Genomic DNA, 19,647 nt, shown 5'->3' with positions numbered 1-19,647 from the left:
AGCGATAGCAGGGAGGGGCTTACCCTCAAAGCAAGTCGACCAACCCCTCCCTGCCATTTCAACACAAGCTAACCGCACCCCTCCCCAAGGAGGGATTTACACATCTTAATCATGCCATGTCTTCGCCGTGCCGGCAACGATCTTCGCTTTGCCACTCTCTAACATCTTTTGTACCTCGGCTGAGAATGGTGTCCTGCCACCGAAATCCTGTACCCAATAATCGTTATACTGCACCACACCTACTTCTTTAAACTTCGGGTTCATCAGGTTTTTGCAATGACCTTCGCTTTGGAACCAGGCTGTCATTACCTCGCGGATGCTTTGTTGACCGCGGGCAATGTTTTCGCCGATGGTGAAATCCTGAAAACCTTTAAAATAGTAACCGGCCTGAACGATGCGGGTCATGATAGAGCGGCCATCCCTACTGTCGTGACCGAAATAGCGTTTATCATTCATGTCCCTTGCATGGCCAAAAGCGGCTTTTTGCAGCAATGGGTTCCAAGTGATGGGTGGGGCAGGGGGATAATATTTTTTGCCGCAATTGCAGCCTACTTTGCGCACACCGTTAATATATCTCAAAAACTCGGACTTGAATTCCTCGCCCGATATTTCCGGATCTTGCGGGCGGGCAGTGGCTACGGTCAGTAGCAATAATATCAATAACGATCCTTTACGTAACATCTCTCTCATACATCGTTTTTATTGTGAGTATTGACCGACGTTTTACGCCAAGGTTTGATCCGGCAATGAATTTAAGTGCAATCGGGATATCCCTTTACTGATAGTAAATTAACGGGCAACGATCTTAAACGATAGAGGAGTGGGAGATATTATAATGACGCCGATCTTTGGGTAGAGTCGGCTGGTGCGGTTACTTGTTCAGATGCGTCAGGTTGTTTCTTGGCTTTGTCGGTAGCCTCTTTCTTTTTCTTGTCGGTCGCTTTTTTCTCGGCCGCTACTTTCTTGGCTTCGGCGGATTTACGGATAGAATCCTCGATCGCATCGCGACGTTTAGCGGCATTGCTCGATTTGGTCAATTCATTTAACTCACCGTAAACTACTGCTAAGTTGGATTGCACGGCGGCTTCTTGTTTCAGCAGGCCACGTTGGCTGGCGATACGTAAGGCCTCGTTCAGATCATCTACGGCCATCTCGTGGTCATTAACGGCGCGTTTAATGCCCGCCAGATCAATAAGGGTGTTGATGATGTTCTTATAATTCTTCTCCTCGCGGGCGATGGTGTTGGCTTGCAGGATGAACCATTTTGCCTGAGGGAATACGCGTTGGTCTTTATAAACTTTGGCCAGGTTGGTGTAGCTTAACTGCATACCATCCGGGTTGCCCATTTTAGAGTAGGTATGCAGCGCTTTCATGGTAAATTCTATAGCCTCGTCCTGGTAGTAACGTTTGGTAGTACGGATGCTGATAGAATCGTATCCTAACCACCGGGAAATTACTTTTTGATAAAGTGCGGCACGCAAGGTATCGTTGTAAACTAATCCTATCTCTTGTTTCAGCGTAGTGATGTTGGCAGGCATCCTTTGCGGGATCTTGGCGCTATTACTATCAGCCATGATGGTGGTAAAGTACTGCCCGGTCTCGCTCATGGTGACCATTAACTTGCTGTACAAGTGATCTTGCAATTCCTGATCTGTCACCGATGGTATCGGCGACTTAGGGTCTTCTTTAGGAACGTATGCAAAAATACCCGTTGCGAATTTATTTTCTGGGATATAGATCACTTTGTTTACTGTATGCGCAACAGCGACATCCGAAGTAACCTGTTTTTGTTCAGCACCATTGACAGCTAAAGCCAGTTGGAAAACGTCACCATCTATCAAACTAATATGCTTGCGGAAATAAGCAGCATCCTTAGCCTTGAATTTAGGCGCGGTGGCAATTGCCTCTGTTTCTTTTTTAGCGGCCGCTTTGTAGGTCACCAATTTCAATTTAAAGTCATCGCCGGATAACAAACTGATGCGCTTTTTAAAATAAGCCGCATCCTTTGCCGTGAATTTTACTTCTGGTGCTGCGTCCGGAGTAGTGGTGCCGGCGGTCGTATTATCGAAAGTGATGGTAGTCACTGCATCTGTGACGACAGTAGTGGCAGTAGTAACAACGGCCGGGATATCAATAGATGCAGTCGCTACTTCTTCTTTAGCTGGCTTTTTATCTGCGACCTTCTTTTTAGCAGCAACATATGGCTCCAAATTCAGACCGAAGGCATCAGCATTGAACATAGTGATCTGCTTGCGGAAGTAAGCCGCGTCTTTCGCTGTAAAGTTTTTCTTTTCGGGCGCTTTGCCTTTGGCTATCGTGAATTGCGCCAGTTTTGGAGCGGCCGGTGCAGGGTTGGCTGCTAAAGTCAATCCAAAGCTGTCGTTATTGATCAGGCTGATGTGCCTGGCAAAGTATTTCGCTTTTTGTTTGTTCTGCGCTTCGTCCTCATAAGTGGCCGGGTCGAGTTGCGGTTCTGCCTTGTCTGCCTTGGCCGACTTGACTGCAGCGGTTTTCGTGCCAGGATTTTTATCTGCAGATTTCGAGTTGGCGATGGCTTCTATCTTGCCAATATCAATGCTGGCCGTTTGCGCCTGGGCACAAAGCACGCCGGTGCATAAAAATATCGCAGAAAGTAAAGCTGTTCTCGTCATGTAAGTAGTGCTTGTTATTATCCGCACAAATAACATGCCGATAAATGTAGATAGAAATACCGGATACCACCTAATTCTGAAAGCTAATTGATCTTGGGTTAAAAACGATCAGTTTTCAGGTAAATAGATAGAAAATTAGGATACGATCTTTACGTAATTGTTTAAAATACCACCAATGGTTTTAGTATGCGCCAGGGCATTGAAAAATAAAATGCCTACTGTAGCACACACTATGCCCATTAAAACATCAACGATATAGTGGTGACTGGCGTACACCGCCGTGAACCAAATGCCCACCATCACCGTCGCCAGTATAATATTGAACCAGCCTAATTTGTTTTTAAGGCCGTAATAAACTACGATTATCGGGTAGGCCGAATGCAGCGATGGCATAGCAGCGAATACGTTTGATCCTTTTGCGTAGATGCCTTTAAAAACGGGCGAGCCCACCAACGCGTCAAACCTGGCCAGCCCTGCTACGTTGCCAGGCGTGTTAGCTATAAATTCAAACCCGTGTAACTGCACATACCAGGGTGGTGCGGCAGGGAAGGTGTAGTAAACCACAAAACCGAGCATATTTACGGTGAAGAACGTTAGCGCGAAATACAGGAATTCCTTTTTACGGGTGAAAAACAAGTAGATGGCAAAAGCCATCGGCACCGGGATCCAGCACAGATAAAAAATACCGCCCATAATATCTATCCATGGTTTGGAGTTTGCCAGCCAATATTCGTTAGTGCTTACGCGTTTTCCGTTGAAGGTGAAGCCGAACAGGTCCTTATCAAAATTGTATAGATCGGCAATGTGTACCGCGTTGAAACGGTAGTTGGGGAATGCCTTCATGTAATCGAAAATGATCCAATAAACGGCAAATATCGCAAAGCCTAATATGAACTTACGGGTGATGGGCGAGATGTAGAACAGCCCATTGACCATAGCCACCAGCACCACCTCGTCCGTTTTAAAACCGATGAGGTAATAAGACAGCAGCAGATATCCCGCCGATAGCAGGGTGAGCACCGTAACAGACCTGGCATTAACAGTAACTGCCTGCCCCTGTATATCCATTTACGCTTGTTTACCCGGTTTTTTCTCGAAATCTGAACGGAAGATCTTATCCCAAAGCGGCGAGCTTACACCGTAGCCCGATGCCGGGTCGCTGTAGTGGTGTAGCATATGGTGTTGTTTAATGCGTTTCCACATACCACCTTTAAAGTTAAAGTGGTGGATAGCGTAGTGACCGATATCGTAAACCAAATAACCCAGGATAAAGCCGGCGTAAAAACCGAACACAAAACCTTCGGGCAATAACCATCTGAACAGGAAAAAGAAACCGGCAGCCAATGGGATACTGGCCGACAACGGCATTACCAAACGTTTAGCGTCACTTGGATAATCATGATGTACACCGTGAAAGATGAAGTGCAAACGCAAAGCCCACGGCGCCTTAGGCACATAGTGGAACACAAAACGGTGCAGGATATATTCGGTCAGTGTCCAAATGAACAGTCCTGAAGCGAACATGGCGATGTAGTTAACAAAGCCTAAGCCGGTCTCGAACAAAGCCCAATAGCTGCAAGCGAAAAATACGGGTACATACACATACAAAGGCACGGTAAAATGCACCTTTGACAGACTTTCTAAAAAGTCACTTTTAAACATGCGCACACTCTCGGAAGAGTTTGATACATAGTTCTTTTTCATCTCTCGCGTCTATATCAGGGTTTAAAACGTTCTGTTATTTCTTTACCGGTCTCGGGGTCAATACCTCTCAACTCTACGTAAAGTATATTAGGCACAAAAAGGGTCCCACCTTCAACCCTAACAAATATACGGTTTAAAATGGCTTGCTTTTTGGCGATAGGTCCAAAGATACGATATTTTCCATAGTCGTCCTTAGCCAGGGTGAGGCCCAACTTTTTGTAGCACACAAAGCGCACATCGTACTCATCGTTCCTGGTCGGTTTGATGTTGAGGCCGTATGCAAACTTGCGTTGTATGTAGTTCAGCTCCTCTTTTTGTCCTTTATCGGCATAACGGATCCAATACACGTGCATCGGCTCTTCTTTGTCCAATACACCGTTCTTATCGGTCTTTAGTTCGTAGATCAGCGTATTGGTATTCGGGTCGCGCTGAACGTAAAACAATTTGTTTACGTTGGCGGGGTTAGGATACACCAGATCTTTTTTCAGGTTTCGTTTGACGGTATCGTCCGTCGCGACGATCTTATCTTTAGCAGTGTTACTTGCGTAGCCGGTAAAAGTGACCAGGGCCAGCAGCAATGAGAATATTAAGCGCATTAAATTAATTGGTATTGTCGTTCTTTTCTTTTTCCATTAACGCCTGTTTAGCCTCGATCAGTCTGTTAACGGCGGTAATATTTGTTAAAAATGCCAAAACCACTATCGGCAAAGTAAATATGGTGATGGTCTCGAACACGTGGTACTTAAAACCCGGGATGTACATTTTGTAATCGCCGCCCAGGTAGATCGAGCCTAAGCCGCAGCCAATGGCGCACAAGCCGATGGTCACCACGCGCTCCGGGCGTTGCATTAGGCCGCCTTTACACTCTACACCTAAACCTTCGGCACGGGCACGTACGTAGCTTACCATCAACGAACCTATCATGGCCACAAAAGCCGCTATCGAACTGATGAAATAATGGTGAGCCACCAAATAATAACATATCCCAAGGAACATGATCAACTCGCTGTAACGATCCAAAACTGAATCGTACAAAGCTCCGAAAATCGATTTCATATTACCTAAGCGTGCAACCTGTCCGTCAAGCATATCAAACAAGCCTGCGAAAAGGATAAGGCCGCCGGCCCAGCCTACGTAGCTTAGCTCGCCGCGGTTACCTTCTTCGGCGCCGATCACAAAGATCACGGCTACGCCAAGGTTAAGCACAAAGCCAATGGTGGTGACCGCGTTGGGGGTCAATCCTAATTTGATCAGCAGTTTTACAAACGGATCTATGATCTTGTAAATGCCTAATTGTAAGTCGGTGCGTAGTGATCTTGCCTGGCTGTCCATGTGGTTGATGTTTACTTGCCTTAAAGTTAACAAAAATTTAAAAATCAAATTTCACCCTTGCGCGGATACCGATAGGGGCAATGTCCGGATGATCTAAATAACTAAAGCGTTTAACCACGTCTACGCGGATCACTTTAAAAATGTTCTCTAAACCTATACTTCCCTCTATGTAAGGCGCGTTGCCCAGTGCGTAAGTAATAGGCGAACCATCGGGCTTTACCGGATATTGGTAAAGTGAACGGTCTATGTTTGGGTTGTTGTTTTCGCTAACGCTTCCCTTTAATATTTTAAAAGTGGTTGTCTCCCTAAGTTTTAACAGCTTGATCAACGGTATCTTGTTCAGGAACAGGCCTTGCCAGTGCTGATCTATTTTAAAGGCTACGTAGCGGTCGCTCACAAACTCCATAAAGTTCATCAGGTTGTACGATTCTATATCGTAAGCGTAGCTTTGGTTAGCCTGATGAATGGTCAGCAACGGGAATGGCACCTTACCGAACAATCGGTTGGCCTGTAACGATACGTCAGAATAGCCGAAGATCGATTGATAAAAGTGTTTATCTACCCTAAAGTCCAGCACGTTATAATTGTACGAGCTATTAAATACGCCTTTCATCCCCTTTACGTAGTTGAACGTGAAGATAGGGTTGCCCGTAGGGATAGGGATACGGTATAGTTTACCCTGAAAGAACTGCTCGCCCGGCGCATAACGCAAATTTAATGTCGCCTCGGTAGTGGTAAGGTTATTCACAACATTTGGTGTTGTGCTGTTGGCATTGCCAACAAAGTACAATGACCCCGCCGGAGACTGCGTCCAATTGTTGAAGCCTAACGCGTACGAGAAGTGGTTGCGATACTCGTGTACGTAGTTGAATTTGTAGTTATCGTTATACAGATACTTATCGTTGACCCCACGTTTGAACGACAGGAAAAAGTTATCTTCCTGGATGAACATCAGGTTCTGACCTGGCACCTTGGTATCGCGCTGGATGCTGGCACGGATATAGTTTTGCGGGAAACGATAGATAGATTTATCGTTAAGCGAATAAGTAGCACTTAAAAAGTATTTAAACTTCTCGTCCCTAAAGCCATAAGCGCCAAAGGTTTCAAAGTAGTAACGTTTACTTAATTCGGTAGTAGTACGGCCACCCAAACGCAGACGGAAGCCTTCGACCGGATTAAAGCTATAGAACGCGTTAGACGGACCAACCTCTACAGGGCCAAATGATTTGTAACCCGCGAATAACAAAGTAGCGATATCGGCCGCACGCTTGAACGACGGCATATTATTCAAACTGTCGATGTTCTTGTAAACTTTAGATTCGGCGGTGGTCAGCGTATCTAAGCGGTTCTTGGCCCAAAAATCTTCGCTGCGGTTCTGTACCTCTTCTAATACCTCGCCGTTGCCATTGGTGTAAGTTGTATCGGGGCGGGGTTGGTTCACCAGATAGTTTTTAAAGGTCACCATCCGGTCGCCAAAAATACCGCCTTTGCGGTTTTTGTTGAAGCCAAAATCGGCCATGGTCTCGCTCTTGCTCAGGTGGTAGCGTTTATCAGGGTTCTGCTCAAAATCTAGAATAACCTTTAAAGATTTTACAAAGTTAAGGTTGATGTTCTTATTGATCACCAATTCGGCTTTCTGTACCGCAAAGTTGCCATCCTGGGTGATATAGATCTTACCCTCAAAGAGCATATCGGTAGTGTTACGCGGAGTGAAGGTCAGTTCAATCAGCTTTTGGTTATTCACGACAACAGTATCCTGAATAAAGAACTTGTAGAACGACGGCGCTACATCAGATATCGGGCTTAGGAACTGATTAGTGATCAGCATGATATTGTTATCATAGATGTTCACATCCGTATAAATGTGTTTGATGTATTGGTTAAGGCCTTCGTTATCTAAAAAGCCGCCAAAGTTCACATTCTTTTCGCCTAATTGTATCTCACGTTTTTTCTCGGGGTTTTTACGATAGTAGGTTTGTAACAACTTTTCGTTCAGGTAAACAGGCAATAGCGATTTGCCGGGAACAAGGGTAGTGTCCTTATTGTCCAATAAGAACTTATATTTTCTGAATAGTTTTTTATCGCCCAGTTTCTCTGATACGTTCACAAAAGATATTTGCAGCTTATCGTAAGCTTTGTATTCCACAAAATCGTAAGCCTCTGGTTTATTCTGCTCTTTATGGTCGATCACCTGGCGGATCAGCTCTACCGCCGGGTTGTCTTTATTGGTATAACGGGCACGTTTTGCACCTTTAATGTCTACCTGTGCAAGGTCCTCGCTGGTCGATTCCATTTTGATGCTGACAGCCTGCTCTTTGCCTGCTACAATGTTCACTACTACAGGTTTGTAACCCACATAAGTAGCCTTGATCTGCATAAAGCGCTGAGAAGTTTTTAACGAGTAACGGCCCTGGTCATTAGTGTTGGTACCAATGTTAGAGTTATTGAAAGATACGGTAACAAAAGGCAAAGGCTGACGCGTTTTTGCATCGGTAACTATACCGGTAATAACGGTTTGCGATTGTGCGAACAACGTTGCCGGCAACAGATATAGTAGGGTGATAAGGAGAAAGTTTTTTGTATAACGCGTTATATCCATGTGTTAAATTACAGTTACGTTTATACAGACTTCTATTCGGCCTTGAATATTACAAACGCTTAAAAATTTAGCGTTGCCACCACCTAACAGAACGATAACGACGGGGTTTTCTTCTCTGTTTAAACACTACAAACGATTAAAACGGGATTAGAGTTTTAACGAATGCTTAGGGATGCATAAAGCTTGTAAAAACGGTACAAAGGTATGAAAAAAAGAGGATAGACTTATGTGGTCAAAAAGTCAATATTTTGGCAGACGGGAATGCATGGCTAATATAGCAAAAAATGCTAAGGGCGCAAGTAACAAAATGGATGAAATAAAAAAGACCACCGCTGTTGGCGATGGTCTTTTTTATGCTAATGCCGGAGATTATTCCTGACCGGCAAACATATCGTCGTAATAGTCAAGACCTAAGTGCGTGATCAGGTCTTCGCCCATGATGTAGCGCAACGTGTTCTCTAATTTTTGTAACTGTTTAAAGATATCGTTCTCGGCAGGCAAGCCCGGAGCAGTCTGCGGCGATTTTAGGTAGAATGATAACCACTCTTGTACACCTGCCATGCCCGCGCGTTTAGCCAGGTCTAAGAACAGGGCCAGGTCCAATGCAACCGGAGCAGCCAGGATAGAGTCGCGGCACAGGAAGTTGATCTTGATCTGCATTTTGTAACCTAACCAGCCAAAAATGTCGATGTTGTCCCAGCTCTCTTTGCTGTCGCCATGAGGAGGGTAGTAGTTGATACGGATCTTGTGGAAGATATCGCCATACAGATCAGGGTTATCTTCAGGTTTAAAGATATCCTCTAATACGCCCAATTTAGAAACCTCTTTGGTTTTAAAGTTATCCGGATCGTCCAATACCAATCCATCGCGGTTACCCAATATGTTGGTTGAGAACCAGCCACGTACACCTAACGAACGTGCCGCTAAGCCCGGTGCCAAAATGGTCTTCATCAAAGTTTGACCGGTCTTAAAGTCTTTACCTGCGATAGGTGATTTGGTCAGCTTAGCCAACTCGATCAATGCCGGGATATCAACTGTTAAGTTTGGTGCACCGTTCACATAACCGATACCCATTTTAAGAGCAGCGTAAGCGTAAAGCATACTTGGGGCGATCAGTTTGTCGTCGGCAGCAAGGCCTGCTTCAAATTTCTCTAAAGTGCTGTGTACGTCAGTTGGCTCGTAGTAGATCTCGGTAGAACCGGTCCACAATAACACTACGCGATCAAGGTCGTTGTCTTTTTGGAAGTTCTTGATATCTTCCATCAACTCGTTCACCATCTCTAAACGGGTACCTGTTTTAACGTGGGTACCGGTCAGGTTCTTGGCGTAGTTAAGGTCGAAGGCAGCCTTCATCGGCTTTATCTTCTCTAACTCCTCTTTTACAGAGAACAGCAGGCCTGGTTCTAAAACCTCGGCCGTCATGGCTGCATCATATACGTTATCTTCAAAAACGTCCCAGCCGCCAAAAACGATATCGTTAAGGCTGGCCAATGGCACAAAATCTTTGATCTTTGGGTTACGGTTCTCGGTACGTTTGCCTAAGCGGATAGTACCCATTTGCGTGTGTGAACCAATTGGTTTTGAGATGCCTTTTTTTACGGCCTCAACCCCTGCAATGATGGTGGTTGCAACTGCTCCAAGGCCCGGCATCAGGATGCCCAGTTTACCCTTGGCAGGTTGAATGTTGATTTTCATTGGTAATTACTTATTTTAGTTTTGATGTTAAGCTTGTTATAACCAGCCATTGGCTTTATACCAACTGATGGTCTCGTTAAGCCCGGAGTTAAGATCGTGCTGCGGATAAAAACCAAGATCGTGCTTAGCTTCATCAATAGCGCAGTACCAGTTAACGGCGGTCAGTTCGTGCAGTTTCTCGCGGCTTAATACCGGGGCTTGCTTGCGCAAAGAACCAAAAATGTCGGCCAGACCCGCAACAATTTTTATAAACTTTACAGGTAGATGAACTTTGTACGTTTTCACGCGCAATATACCCGTAGTGATATTTGCCAGTTGATACCTATCGTAAAAGTTACCGTCGCTTAAGTTATAAGCCTGGTTTTTACCGTTGTATAGCGCGCGTACAGCAGCTTTAGCCAGGTCGGTAACGTAAATAAAACTCATCTTTTGTTCGGTGCGGCCTATGTAAGGTTCAAATCCTTTAGAGAATTGCTTCAGGGCGATAAAAATATCCTTATCCCGCGGGCCGTAAACGGCCGTTGGGCGGAGTATAATACAATTCAATCCCGAAATAGTTTTAATGGCGTGTTCGGCATTCAATTTACTTTGTCCGTACGCGGTCACCGGCCTTGGGATAGACTTCTCTGTAAGCATGCCGGTCAGCGTAGGCAAAGGACCCACAGCCGCTAAACTACTGATCAGCACAAACTTTTTAAAGCCGGGTGTAGCCGCCGCCGCTTTAGCCAGGTTGACGGTGTATCCCACATTCACCTCATTGTAACGCTCCTCGGTCAAGGCGCGGGTAAGGCCCGCCGCGTGGATCACATACTGGTAGCCATTCTCTGCAAACTCTTTGGTCAGCGCATCGGCGTTACTGAATGAAGGGTAAACGAAATTAACGTCCAGCCCTTTCAAATGGTCAATACTACTGCTCTTGCGTATGGCCGCGTAAACCTCCAGATCATTCTTCAGTGCCTCTTCTATCAGATGGAAACCCACAAACCCACTCGCACCGGTTATCAGAACCTTCTCCTTCATATCTTCCTTTTGTACAAACGGTACTTTTTATACGGATCGCCTTTTATGGCAATGATCGCTTCGTTGATCATGGTATTGTTCTCCAGTGTCCAACCGGCCTCCGCCCATTTAAAGCCACGGGCGGTGTAGTTTTTAATGATAGTGCCATACAGCACCGCTTCGATACCCATCTTGCGGTAACCGTCAACTACGCCCAAAGCGTAAATGCGGATACTCTTGATGCTCTTTTTACCAAACAGCAGTTTAAAGATACCAGTAGGCAACAGGCGACCTTTCTTGATGGTCTTGAATATCTCATTATAATTAGGCAGTGCCAGCCCGAAGGCTACTATTTTGCCATCCTGCTCGGCTACCAGGGCAAAGTCAGTATCCAGGATCAGTTTTAGGTCCTTAGCTAAATAATCGAACTCGTCGTCGGTCAGCGGAACAAAGCCCGTGTTCTGGTCCCAGGCTGAATTATAAACCTCGCGCAACTTGGCAGCCTCGTTCTTGAAGTCCTTTAAGTTGATCTTGCGGATGGTGATATTGCTGCGTTTTAAGCGGCCCGTCAAAGCATCAAGCAGGCGTACCGACTTATCATCATAGTTATTTCCATCCCAATGCCATGATATCAGGTCGATGTCTTTTTCAAGACCAGCGTTCTGGATCAGGTCGGCATAGTAAGGGAAGTTATAGGTGTCCATTAACACGGGCGAGCTGTCAAAGCCTTCAACCAGCAGACCGCATGGTTCGTTGGTCGAGAAGTTTACAGGACCTAATAGTTCACCGGTAACGCCTTTTTCCTTTAACCATTTTGTAACGGTCTCAAATAACAGTGCCGATACTTTCTTATCGTTCACACAATCAAAAAAACCGAAGAAACCATCGTTCTTTTTATTGTACTCGTTATGCGCGTTGTTCAGGATGGCGGCTATACGGCCTACGATCTTTTCGCCATCGTAGCAGATGAACGGCTGAACTGTGTTATGCTTATGGAAGGGGTGGATGGTGAGCAGATCCCGCTGGGCTATAAAAAGCTCGGGTACGTAGTAAGGATCATCCTTATACAGATCGTGCGGAAAATCTATAAATGCAGCCAGCTGCTTTTTTGAGCTTACAGTTACGATAGTTTTCACTTGATGATAATGTTGAAAAGGGTTGCTTAATAGGGGTAATAAAAAACGGGCATTCGGGTTAAATTCCAAATGCCCGTAAATATGGGGATTTCTTTTTGTTAGATGTTCTCTTTAACAGCCGTTACGCCAACATCTTTAAATGCTTTTGATATTTTTTCGATAGCCTCGTCTATCTGCTCGAAGGTGTGTGTAGCCATCAGCGAGAAACGTAATAAAGACGAATCTGAAGGCACGGCCGGAGAAACGACCGGGTTAACAAAGATGCCCGCTTCCTGCAAGTGCTTGGTCACCATAAAGGTCTTTTCATTATCACGTACAAATATCGGCAATATCGGGCTTTCGGTCGGGCCAAGGTCAAAGCCCTCATCCAACAAGCATTTCATGGCATAATTTGTATTCGCCCAAAGTTTTTCTATTCGTTCAGGTTCAGATTGTATAATATCTAAAGCTGCTATAACACTTGCTACTGCGGCAGGCGGCATACTTGCGCTGAACATTAATGATCTGGCGCGGTGCTTTAAGTAATCTATGGTCACTGCATCGCTGGCAACAAAACCACCAAGCGAGGCAAGTGATTTGCTGAAAGTACCACCGATCAGGTCTACCTTATCGGTAAGGTCAAAGTGCGATGCCGTTCCGGCACCCTGATGGCCTATTACACCTAAGCTATGGGCATCATCAACCATAATGTTGCAACCGTATTGGTCGGCAAGTTCTACTATTTCAGGCAATTTAACAATGTCGCCTTCCATGCTGAATATACCATCGATCACGATAACCTTTACAGAGTCCTCTGGTAAAATACTTAGCTTACGCTGCAGGTCGGCCATGTCGTTATGCGCATATTTGATAACGCGAGAGAACGAAAGACGACTCCCGTCGATCAATGACGCATGATCGTATTCATCAAGGATCAAATAGTCATTACGGCCTGTGATGCATGATAATACACCCAAATTCACCTGAAAACCGGTGCTGAATAATACAGCAGCCTCTTTACCAACATATGCTGCCAGTCTGTTCTCTAACTCGACGTGGATATCAAGTGTGCCATTTAAAAACCTCGACCCTGCACATCCTGTACCGTACTTGTCAATCGCTCTTTTTGATGCCTCCTTAATTTTAGGATGGCTTGTTAATCCTAAATAAGAATTCGAACCGAACATCAAAACTCTTTTCCCGTCAATGATAACCTCTGTGTCCTGACCGGACTCAATAGGACGGAAGTAGGGGTATAAACCCGCTTCCTTTATCACTGCCGCGTCCTTGAACTGAGCAATTTTATCATGTAGTTTTTTACCCATGTATTAACTCTGCTTAAATTTTTTGTAAAAGTACCATGAAAAAGCGAAAACTTAAACCAAGTTCATAATTTTTCTAACGTTGCCTTAACACAACAACGAATGGTTTATAACCTGCAAAGTAATTAAAAATTTTACAAAACAACTGCCATGCTAATGTATTTTTCTGTTTTATTTTTTGGTGTTACAACGGGTAAGTAGTTCGAATGTCAGAATTTTGTAACGTAAATGATATGGTGTTAATCATTTGATTAAAAAACCCATCTTTGCCATTAATACCTCCCTAATGGTAAACTTTTGATCACAGAAGTTGTTACCCGTGCACGCTATCCCGCAATATGAAAAATAGTTTTTTAGTATTAATAATCACCATTTTAACTACCCCTTTTACATCATCAGCCCAAACTGCGCCCGCTACGCAAGACTCGTTACCGCCATTGCTTAATTTAGAGCAGTGCCTGGTGTATGCCTTGCAAAACCAGCCCGCGGCAAGGCAGGCCCGCATTGATGAGGCCATTAACGAGAAGGATGTTAGGATCAATTTGGCCGCCTGGTTACCTCAGGTAAATTCGGCCAACACTGCAACCCATTATTTTAAAGGTAGCCCGGCCCAGGCGCAGGGTGCTGTTGCCAATGGCGGTACTGCCACACAGATCAGTAATATCTCTATTATCGGTATCCAAGCTACGCAGGTGATCTATAATAACGATGTTAACCTGGCATCTAAAGCGGCCAAGTTCTCTAAACAGTATTATAACGAGAACACCATTAACGCCCAGATAGCGGTAATGACAGATGTGAGCAAAGGTTATTACGATGTGTTGCTATCGCAAAAGCAATTGCAGCGTATTAAAGAGGACATCACCCGTTTGCAGCGCAGTTTAAAAGACGCTAAAGCCCGTTATGATGCCGGCGTGGTAGACAAGATAGACTACAAGCAAGCCACTATCGCGTTGAATAATTCACTCGCCAGTCGTAAACAGACCGAAGAAGCTATCAAAAGCAAATCGGCCTATTTAAGGCAGGTGATGGGTATGCCAATGGAACGACCGCTGACACTGGCGTATGACTCAGTAGGTTTTGAGCGTGAAGCTATTGCCGATACCAATCAGATAGTTAACCCCGCCGATCGGATAGAATACCGCATGCAGGAAAGCCGCCGTAGCATCACCGCTTTAAATATTAACTATTATAAGTATGGTTGGCTGCCATCATTAAATGCTAATGGCGCTTTCAACAGGGCTTATTTTAGCGGTAGTTTGCCAAATCTTTACGATCAGGGTTTCCCTAACGTTTATGCAGGCTTAAGTTTGACCATCCCGATCTTTACCGGTACGCGTAGGGTGCAAAATCTGGCCAAGGCCAAGTTGCAGGTAGAACGTGCCGATCTGGATATCATCAACGTACGTAATACCATCAACACCCAATACGCGCAAGCACTGGCAGGTTACAAAAGCAATTACAATAACTGGAAATTGCTGAAACAGAATGTTGATCTGGCTAAGGACGTATACAACGTAGTAAGCCTGCAATACCGCGAAGGGGTGAAGACCTATTTGGATCTGATCGTATCCCAATCAGACCTGCGTACGGCCGAACTTAATTACCTGAACGCACTGTTCCAATTGTTGAGCAGTAAGGTGGATCTGCAACGCTCGCTGGGTACTATCGGCAACATCAACAAACAATAAGAACAGACCTCACACTAACACACATACACAGAATAACGCTATGAAAAATATATATATCCACTTAATTGCGCCACTGGCTATCATGGCCATCACATCTTGCGGCAGCAAAGACGAAAAGAAAGCCGCCGCTGCCCCGCCGCCCACATCGGTAAATACGGTCACCGTTGCAGAGGGCAATGCTTTATATTATGATCAGTACCAAGGGCAGATCATTGCCGTAAATAGCGTTGAACTGCGCAGCCAAGTGCCGGGCTTCATTACTAACATTTATGTGAAGGATGGCGATATGGTACGCGCCGGTCAACCGCTGTATGAGATAGACCGCCGTAAATATCAAGCTACTTACGATCAGGCCGCTGCCAACGTGGCCAGCGCGCAAGCTAACCTGGTGAAAGCGCAAAAGGATATTGAGCGTTACCAAATGCTTTTAAAAGCTGATGCCGTTGCCCGCCAAACGGTGGACAATGCTACCGCAGCCTTTGAGGCGGCTAAAAGCCAGGTGGCAGCAGCAAAAGCTACCTTGTCATCAGCAGCAACAGATCTGTCTTATTCGGTGATCAAAGCGCCGTTCGGCGGTCGTATCGGTATATCGCAGGTTAAATTAGGCGCGCAGGTGGCAACAGGTACTACGCTGATCAATACCATATCTGCTGATAACCCGATGGCGGTTGATGTGGTTATAAACGAGCAGGACATCGACCGTTTTTATAAACTGCAAAACAGTACTACCGATAGCACTTTCAGGTTGAAGCTATCTAACGACTCGACCTATAACAAACAAGGCCGCATATTGGCTATTGATCGTGGCGTGAACGCGCAGACGGCATCTGTTAAAGTGCGTGTGCAATTCGATAACCCTAAAGGTATATTAAAGGATGGCATGAGCGCGGTACTGAGCGTGCTGAATAACCAGTCGGGTACGCGGGTGATCATTCCTTACAAAGCGATAACCGAGCAGATGGGCGAGTTTTTTGTGTTCACCGTACAGAACGATACTATGGCCCTGCAAAAGAAAGTGAAGCTGGGCGCCCGTATCAACGCCAATATTGTGATCATGGACGGCATTAAAGCCGGCGATAAATTGATAACCGAAGGTTTCCAGCGTTTGCGCGATAGTGGCAAAGTGGTTATCGGCGGACCTAAACAGGCACCGGCAGCAGCACAAGCAAAATAACCCATCGGCAGTTCTAAAAAACATCTATAATGATAGCAGAGACCTTTATCAAAAGACCCATTACGGCTATAGTGATATCTATAGTAATTGTTGTGGTGGGTATATTAGCTATAATGAGCCTGCCCATTGGGCAGTACCCCGAAATAACCCCGCCTACGGTACAGGTAACCGGTAACTACACCGGTGCCGATGCGCAAACCGTAGAGCAGACCGTAGCCACGCCTATTGAGGTGCAGGTGAACGGTACCCCGGGCATGACCTACCTGCAAAGTAACAGTACCGGCAACGGCCAGATGAGCATGACGGTGAACTTTGAGGTTGGTACCGATATTAACATTGCCGCCCTTGACGTACAGAACCGTGTAGGTATCGCTACGCCAACGCTCCCGCAAGAGGTGCAGCGTTTAGGTTTAACCGTACGTAAACGTAACCCAAGCATCCTGATGCTGGTGGCGATGTATTCGCCAAAAGGCAGCCACGATGTAACTTTTACAGATAACTACGCTAACATATTTATAAAGGATGCCTTACTGCGTACCAAAGGTGTAGGTGACGTTTTTACCCGTGCCGATGACTTTAGTATGCGTATTTGGCTGAATCCGAATAAACTGGCCGCCTTGAATATGACCGCAGCCGAAGTTACCGCCGCCCTGCAAGAGCAGAACGCGCAGGTAGCCGCTGGTACCATTGGGGCTACCCCGGCCCAAAAAGGGCAGACCTTTGAGTACACCGTACTGGTAAAAGGCCGTTTGGTGACTAAGGAAGAATTTGAGAACATTGTAGTAAAGACGCAGGCCGCTAATGGCTCGGTAGTGCACCTGAAGGACGTGGCACGTGTGGAATTGGGTAAATTCAACTATGCGGGTAACTCTTTTATTGACGGTAAGCGTGCATCGTACCTGTTGGTTTACCAGGCACCGGGCAGTAACGCGATCGAGACCGCTGACAACGTGGTAGCTACCATGGAGCAGTTGAAAAAGCAATTTCCGGCTGACGTTGCTTATGTAGTGCCTTTTGAGGCGGTGACCGTAGTAAAGGTATCCTTACACGAGGTGATAGAGACCTTGGTAGTGGCCCTGATATTGGTTATTGTAGTAGTATTTCTGTTCTTACAGAACTGGAGGACGACGCTGATCCCTGTACTGGCTATCCCGGTATCCATCATCGGTACGTTCATCTTCTTTATCCCGCTGCACTTTACCATTAATACTTTAACGCTATTTGGTTTTGTACTGGCGATCGGTATTGTAGTGGATGACGCCATTGTGGTGGTGGAGTCCGTTCAGCATTATATGGACGAAAAGGGCATGACCCCTAAAGAGGCTACCCTGCATGCCATGCGTGATATATCGGCACCGGTTATCGCCATTGCCTTGATCTTAGCAGCGGTATTTGTTCCGGTAGGATTTGTGCCCGGTATAGTAGGCAGGTTGTATCAACAGTTTGCGATCACCATCGCTATTTCTGTACTGATCTCAGCCTTCGTTGCCCTTTCGCTTACACCTGCCTTATGTATCCTGTTGTTGAAACCGCATAAGATAGATGAGAATTCGACTGGCTTAAATAAGTTCTTTTACAAGTTCAATACATGGTTCGACAGGGTGACCGGAAAATACCGTAACGGTGTAGACAGGGGTATCAAGAACTCCAAATTTGTTATAGTGATACTGGTCTGCATTATTGTAGGTACGGTGATGCTGTTCAAGTCTAAATCAGCAGGCTTTATCCCGCTGGAGGATGAAGGCCGGATCATTGTCACCTATGACCTTCCCGAAGGTTCATCGACCGAACGTACGGTTGCCGTGTTGAATAAGATGATGAAGATCATGGACAGCATCCCGGGCGTGAACCACTACGCCGCCCTGGGTGGTTTGAACGCGGTAAACTTCGCGACCAAATCTAACAGTGCTACCATATTCGTTCAGCTTAAACCCTGGGATGAACGTAAAACACCAGAGACCCAAAAGGACTCGCTGATCAGTATATTTAAAAAGAAACTCGGTACTATTAAAGAAGCCAATACGGTGGTGATATCGCCACCGGCTATCCCTGGTTTGGGTAACACGGGTGGTTTCTCGTTCATCTTTCAGGAGCGTGAAGCAGGCGGCGACATCAAGAACTTTGAGCGTGCGCTGAACAACTTCTTGGGTGAGTTAAGGAAACGTAAGGAAATAGCTGCACCGTTCTCGTTCTTTACCGCGCGTACACCGGCTTACCAGCTGACGATAGACCGTGAGAAAGTGAAGAAGATAGGCGTGAGGTTATCTGACGTTAACAATGCCCTGCAAACTTATCTGGGTAGTGCCTATATCAACGACTTTACGGTCTACGGGCGTAACTTCCGTGTGGTGGCGCAGGCCGATACCAACTACCGTACTAATATGGACAACCTTGGCCAATACTTCGTCCGCAATGATGCAGGAGGTATGGTGCCATTAAGCGCGGTAACATCCTACAAGATCATTGAGAACGCGCCATTGATATCCCACTACAACCTGTTCCGCTCGGCCGAGATCAACGGTAATGCGGCCCCCGGCTACAGTAGTGGTGACGCAATGAAGGCTTTAGAGGAAGTTGCAGCACAGACCTTACCTCAAGGTTACGGTTACGAGTTCTCGGGCTTGAGCCGTGAGGAAAAACTGTCAGGTTCTAAAACCGTGTACATCTTTGCGCTGTCTATCGGCTTCGTATTCCTGTTCCTGGCAGCCTTGTACGAGAGCTGGTCGGTACCGTTCTCGGTATTGTTAGCCGTACCGCTGGGCGCCTTTGGAGCGATCCTGTTCCTGACCTTTTTTAAAGGTTTGACCAATAACGTTTACGCGCAGATCGGTCTGATCACACTGATAGGTCTGGCGGCAAAGAACGCGATCCTGATCGTGGAGTTTGCCAAAGAGCGGGTGGATAAAGGTATGGATCTGGAAAAAGCAACGCTCGAAGCCGTGAAACTCCGTTTAAGGCCGATCATCATGACATCGCTGGCATTTATCTTGGGTGTCGCCCCATTGTTATGGGCGTCAGGTGCTGGTGCCGAATCACGTAAAACCATTGGTTGGACGGTATTCGGCGGTATGCTTTCGGCAACCTTGCTGGCTATATTTATTGTGCCGGTACTATATTACCTGATCACCAAATATGCTTACGGCAAAGAGAAACTGGCCGAACTGGCCAAGAATTATAAAGAGGATGACGACACCCTCCACTAAATAATACGATCTAATAAAATATCGACGGCCGTCCGCATTAGTGGACGGCCGTTTTTTATGTCATGACTGACAGTAATAGCCTATTACTGTCAGTGATAATTTCATCTAAATTTCATAATTTGCAGTATATCAATATATTATAAATTGGATATCTGCTATAGT

The 19,647-nt window shown here is 45.8% G+C and carries 14 protein-coding genes; 3 read left to right on the top strand and 11 right to left on the bottom strand.

Going from position 1 to position 19,647, the window contains the following annotated elements; all coding sequences use genetic code 11:
- Positions 1-105 precede the first annotated feature (105 nt).
- The 11 genes from IRJ16_RS08365 to spt form a co-directional block, all read right to left on the bottom strand.
- Positions 106-690 (bottom strand): CAP domain-containing protein, encoded by a 585-nt coding sequence (locus IRJ16_RS08365; protein ID WP_194111103.1) that lies wholly within the window; start codon positions 688-690, stop codon positions 106-108.
- 140 nt (positions 691-830) lie between these two features.
- On the bottom strand, positions 831-2,651 hold the full coding sequence (locus tag IRJ16_RS08360) for a hypothetical protein (protein ID WP_194111102.1): 1,821 nt from the start codon (positions 2,649-2,651) through the stop codon (positions 831-833).
- 135 nt (positions 2,652-2,786) lie between these two features.
- Positions 2,787-3,719, bottom strand: a complete 933-nt coding sequence (locus tag IRJ16_RS08355) for a phosphatase PAP2 family protein (protein WP_194111101.1) — start codon at positions 3,717-3,719, stop codon at positions 2,787-2,789.
- Positions 3,720-4,355 carry a sterol desaturase family protein gene (locus IRJ16_RS08350; RefSeq protein WP_194111100.1) on the bottom strand — a complete coding sequence of 212 codons (636 nt, stop codon included), beginning with the start codon at positions 4,353-4,355 and terminating at the stop codon, positions 3,720-3,722.
- A gap of 14 nt (positions 4,356-4,369) precedes the next feature.
- Positions 4,370-4,951: a DUF4833 domain-containing protein gene (locus IRJ16_RS08345; protein ID WP_194111099.1), complete on the bottom strand. Its 582-nt coding sequence runs from the start codon at positions 4,949-4,951 to the stop codon at positions 4,370-4,372.
- A gap of 4 nt (positions 4,952-4,955) precedes the next feature.
- The gene (locus IRJ16_RS08340) at positions 4,956-5,687 is read right to left on the bottom strand and encodes a CDP-alcohol phosphatidyltransferase family protein (protein WP_194111098.1); all 732 of its coding nucleotides are present in this window, start codon (positions 5,685-5,687) and stop codon (positions 4,956-4,958) included.
- Positions 5,688-5,724: 37 nt separating this feature from the next.
- Entirely contained in the window at positions 5,725-8,286 is a 2,562-nt protein-coding gene (locus IRJ16_RS08335; protein ID WP_194111097.1) for a DUF5686 and carboxypeptidase-like regulatory domain-containing protein, read from the bottom strand.
- A gap of 369 nt (positions 8,287-8,655) precedes the next feature.
- Positions 8,656-9,981 (bottom strand): inositol-3-phosphate synthase, encoded by a 1,326-nt coding sequence (locus tag IRJ16_RS08330; RefSeq protein WP_194111096.1) that lies wholly within the window; start codon positions 9,979-9,981, stop codon positions 8,656-8,658.
- Between the two features lie 36 nt (positions 9,982-10,017).
- Positions 10,018-11,001 carry an NAD-dependent epimerase/dehydratase family protein gene (locus tag IRJ16_RS08325; protein WP_194111095.1) on the bottom strand — a complete coding sequence of 328 codons (984 nt, stop codon included), beginning with the start codon at positions 10,999-11,001 and terminating at the stop codon, positions 10,018-10,020.
- On the bottom strand, positions 10,998-12,116 hold the full coding sequence (locus tag IRJ16_RS08320; protein ID WP_194111094.1) for a GNAT family N-acetyltransferase: 1,119 nt from the start codon (positions 12,114-12,116) through the stop codon (positions 10,998-11,000). The genes IRJ16_RS08325 and IRJ16_RS08320 overlap by 4 nt, the downstream gene beginning before the upstream one ends.
- A 98-nt stretch (positions 12,117-12,214) precedes the next feature.
- Complete coding sequence (gene spt, locus IRJ16_RS08315; RefSeq protein WP_194111093.1) at positions 12,215-13,420, bottom strand: serine palmitoyltransferase; 1,206 nt, start codon at positions 13,418-13,420, stop codon at positions 12,215-12,217.
- 335 nt (positions 13,421-13,755) lie between these two features.
- Here spt and IRJ16_RS08310 point away from each other — a divergent pair, with 335 nt between their 5' ends.
- The 3 genes from IRJ16_RS08310 to IRJ16_RS08300 are packed head-to-tail and all read left to right on the top strand — an operon-like array spanning position 13,756 to position 19,485.
- Positions 13,756-15,108, top strand: a complete 1,353-nt coding sequence (locus IRJ16_RS08310) for a TolC family protein (protein WP_194111092.1) — start codon at positions 13,756-13,758, stop codon at positions 15,106-15,108.
- A gap of 40 nt (positions 15,109-15,148) precedes the next feature.
- Positions 15,149-16,282 (top strand): efflux RND transporter periplasmic adaptor subunit, encoded by a 1,134-nt coding sequence (locus IRJ16_RS08305; protein ID WP_194111091.1) that lies wholly within the window; start codon positions 15,149-15,151, stop codon positions 16,280-16,282.
- A gap of 29 nt (positions 16,283-16,311) precedes the next feature.
- A complete protein-coding gene (locus IRJ16_RS08300; protein ID WP_194111090.1) occupies positions 16,312-19,485 on the top strand; it encodes an efflux RND transporter permease subunit in 3,174 nt (1,057 codons plus the stop codon).
- Positions 19,486-19,647 lie beyond the last annotated feature (162 nt).

This window comes from Mucilaginibacter myungsuensis (assembly GCF_015222005.1).
Classification (GTDB): Bacteria; Bacteroidota; Bacteroidia; order Sphingobacteriales; family Sphingobacteriaceae; genus Mucilaginibacter; species Mucilaginibacter myungsuensis.
The sequence above is the reverse complement of the archived record's forward strand: the minus strand, read 5'-3'. Positions and strand labels throughout refer to the sequence as shown.

Excerpts from the sequence above, each read along its gene's own strand:
- IRJ16_RS08365 (WP_194111103.1), bottom strand. The coding sequence starts at position 690 with ATGAGAGAGATGTTACGTAAAGGATCGTTATTGATATTATTGCTACTG.
- IRJ16_RS08360 (WP_194111102.1), bottom strand. The coding sequence starts at position 2,651 with ATGACGAGAACAGCTTTACTTTCTGCGATATTTTTATGCACCGGCGTG.
- IRJ16_RS08355 (WP_194111101.1), bottom strand. The coding sequence starts at position 3,719 with ATGGATATACAGGGGCAGGCAGTTACTGTTAATGCCAGGTCTGTTACG.
- IRJ16_RS08350 (WP_194111100.1), bottom strand. The coding sequence starts at position 4,355 with ATGAAAAAGAACTATGTATCAAACTCTTCCGAGAGTGTGCGCATGTTT.
- IRJ16_RS08345 (WP_194111099.1), bottom strand. The coding sequence starts at position 4,951 with ATGCGCTTAATATTCTCATTGCTGCTGGCCCTGGTCACTTTTACCGGC.
- IRJ16_RS08340 (WP_194111098.1), bottom strand. The coding sequence starts at position 5,687 with ATGGACAGCCAGGCAAGATCACTACGCACCGACTTACAATTAGGCATT.
- IRJ16_RS08335 (WP_194111097.1), bottom strand. The coding sequence starts at position 8,286 with ATGGATATAACGCGTTATACAAAAAACTTTCTCCTTATCACCCTACTA.
- IRJ16_RS08330 (WP_194111096.1), bottom strand. The coding sequence starts at position 9,981 with ATGAAAATCAACATTCAACCTGCCAAGGGTAAACTGGGCATCCTGATG.
- IRJ16_RS08325 (WP_194111095.1), bottom strand. The coding sequence starts at position 11,001 with ATGAAGGAGAAGGTTCTGATAACCGGTGCGAGTGGGTTTGTGGGTTTC.
- spt (WP_194111093.1), bottom strand. The coding sequence starts at position 13,420 with ATGGGTAAAAAACTACATGATAAAATTGCTCAGTTCAAGGACGCGGCA.
- IRJ16_RS08310 (WP_194111092.1), top strand. The coding sequence starts at position 13,756 with ATGAAAAATAGTTTTTTAGTATTAATAATCACCATTTTAACTACCCCT.
- IRJ16_RS08305 (WP_194111091.1), top strand. The coding sequence starts at position 15,149 with ATGAAAAATATATATATCCACTTAATTGCGCCACTGGCTATCATGGCC.
- IRJ16_RS08300 (WP_194111090.1), top strand. The coding sequence starts at position 16,312 with ATGATAGCAGAGACCTTTATCAAAAGACCCATTACGGCTATAGTGATA.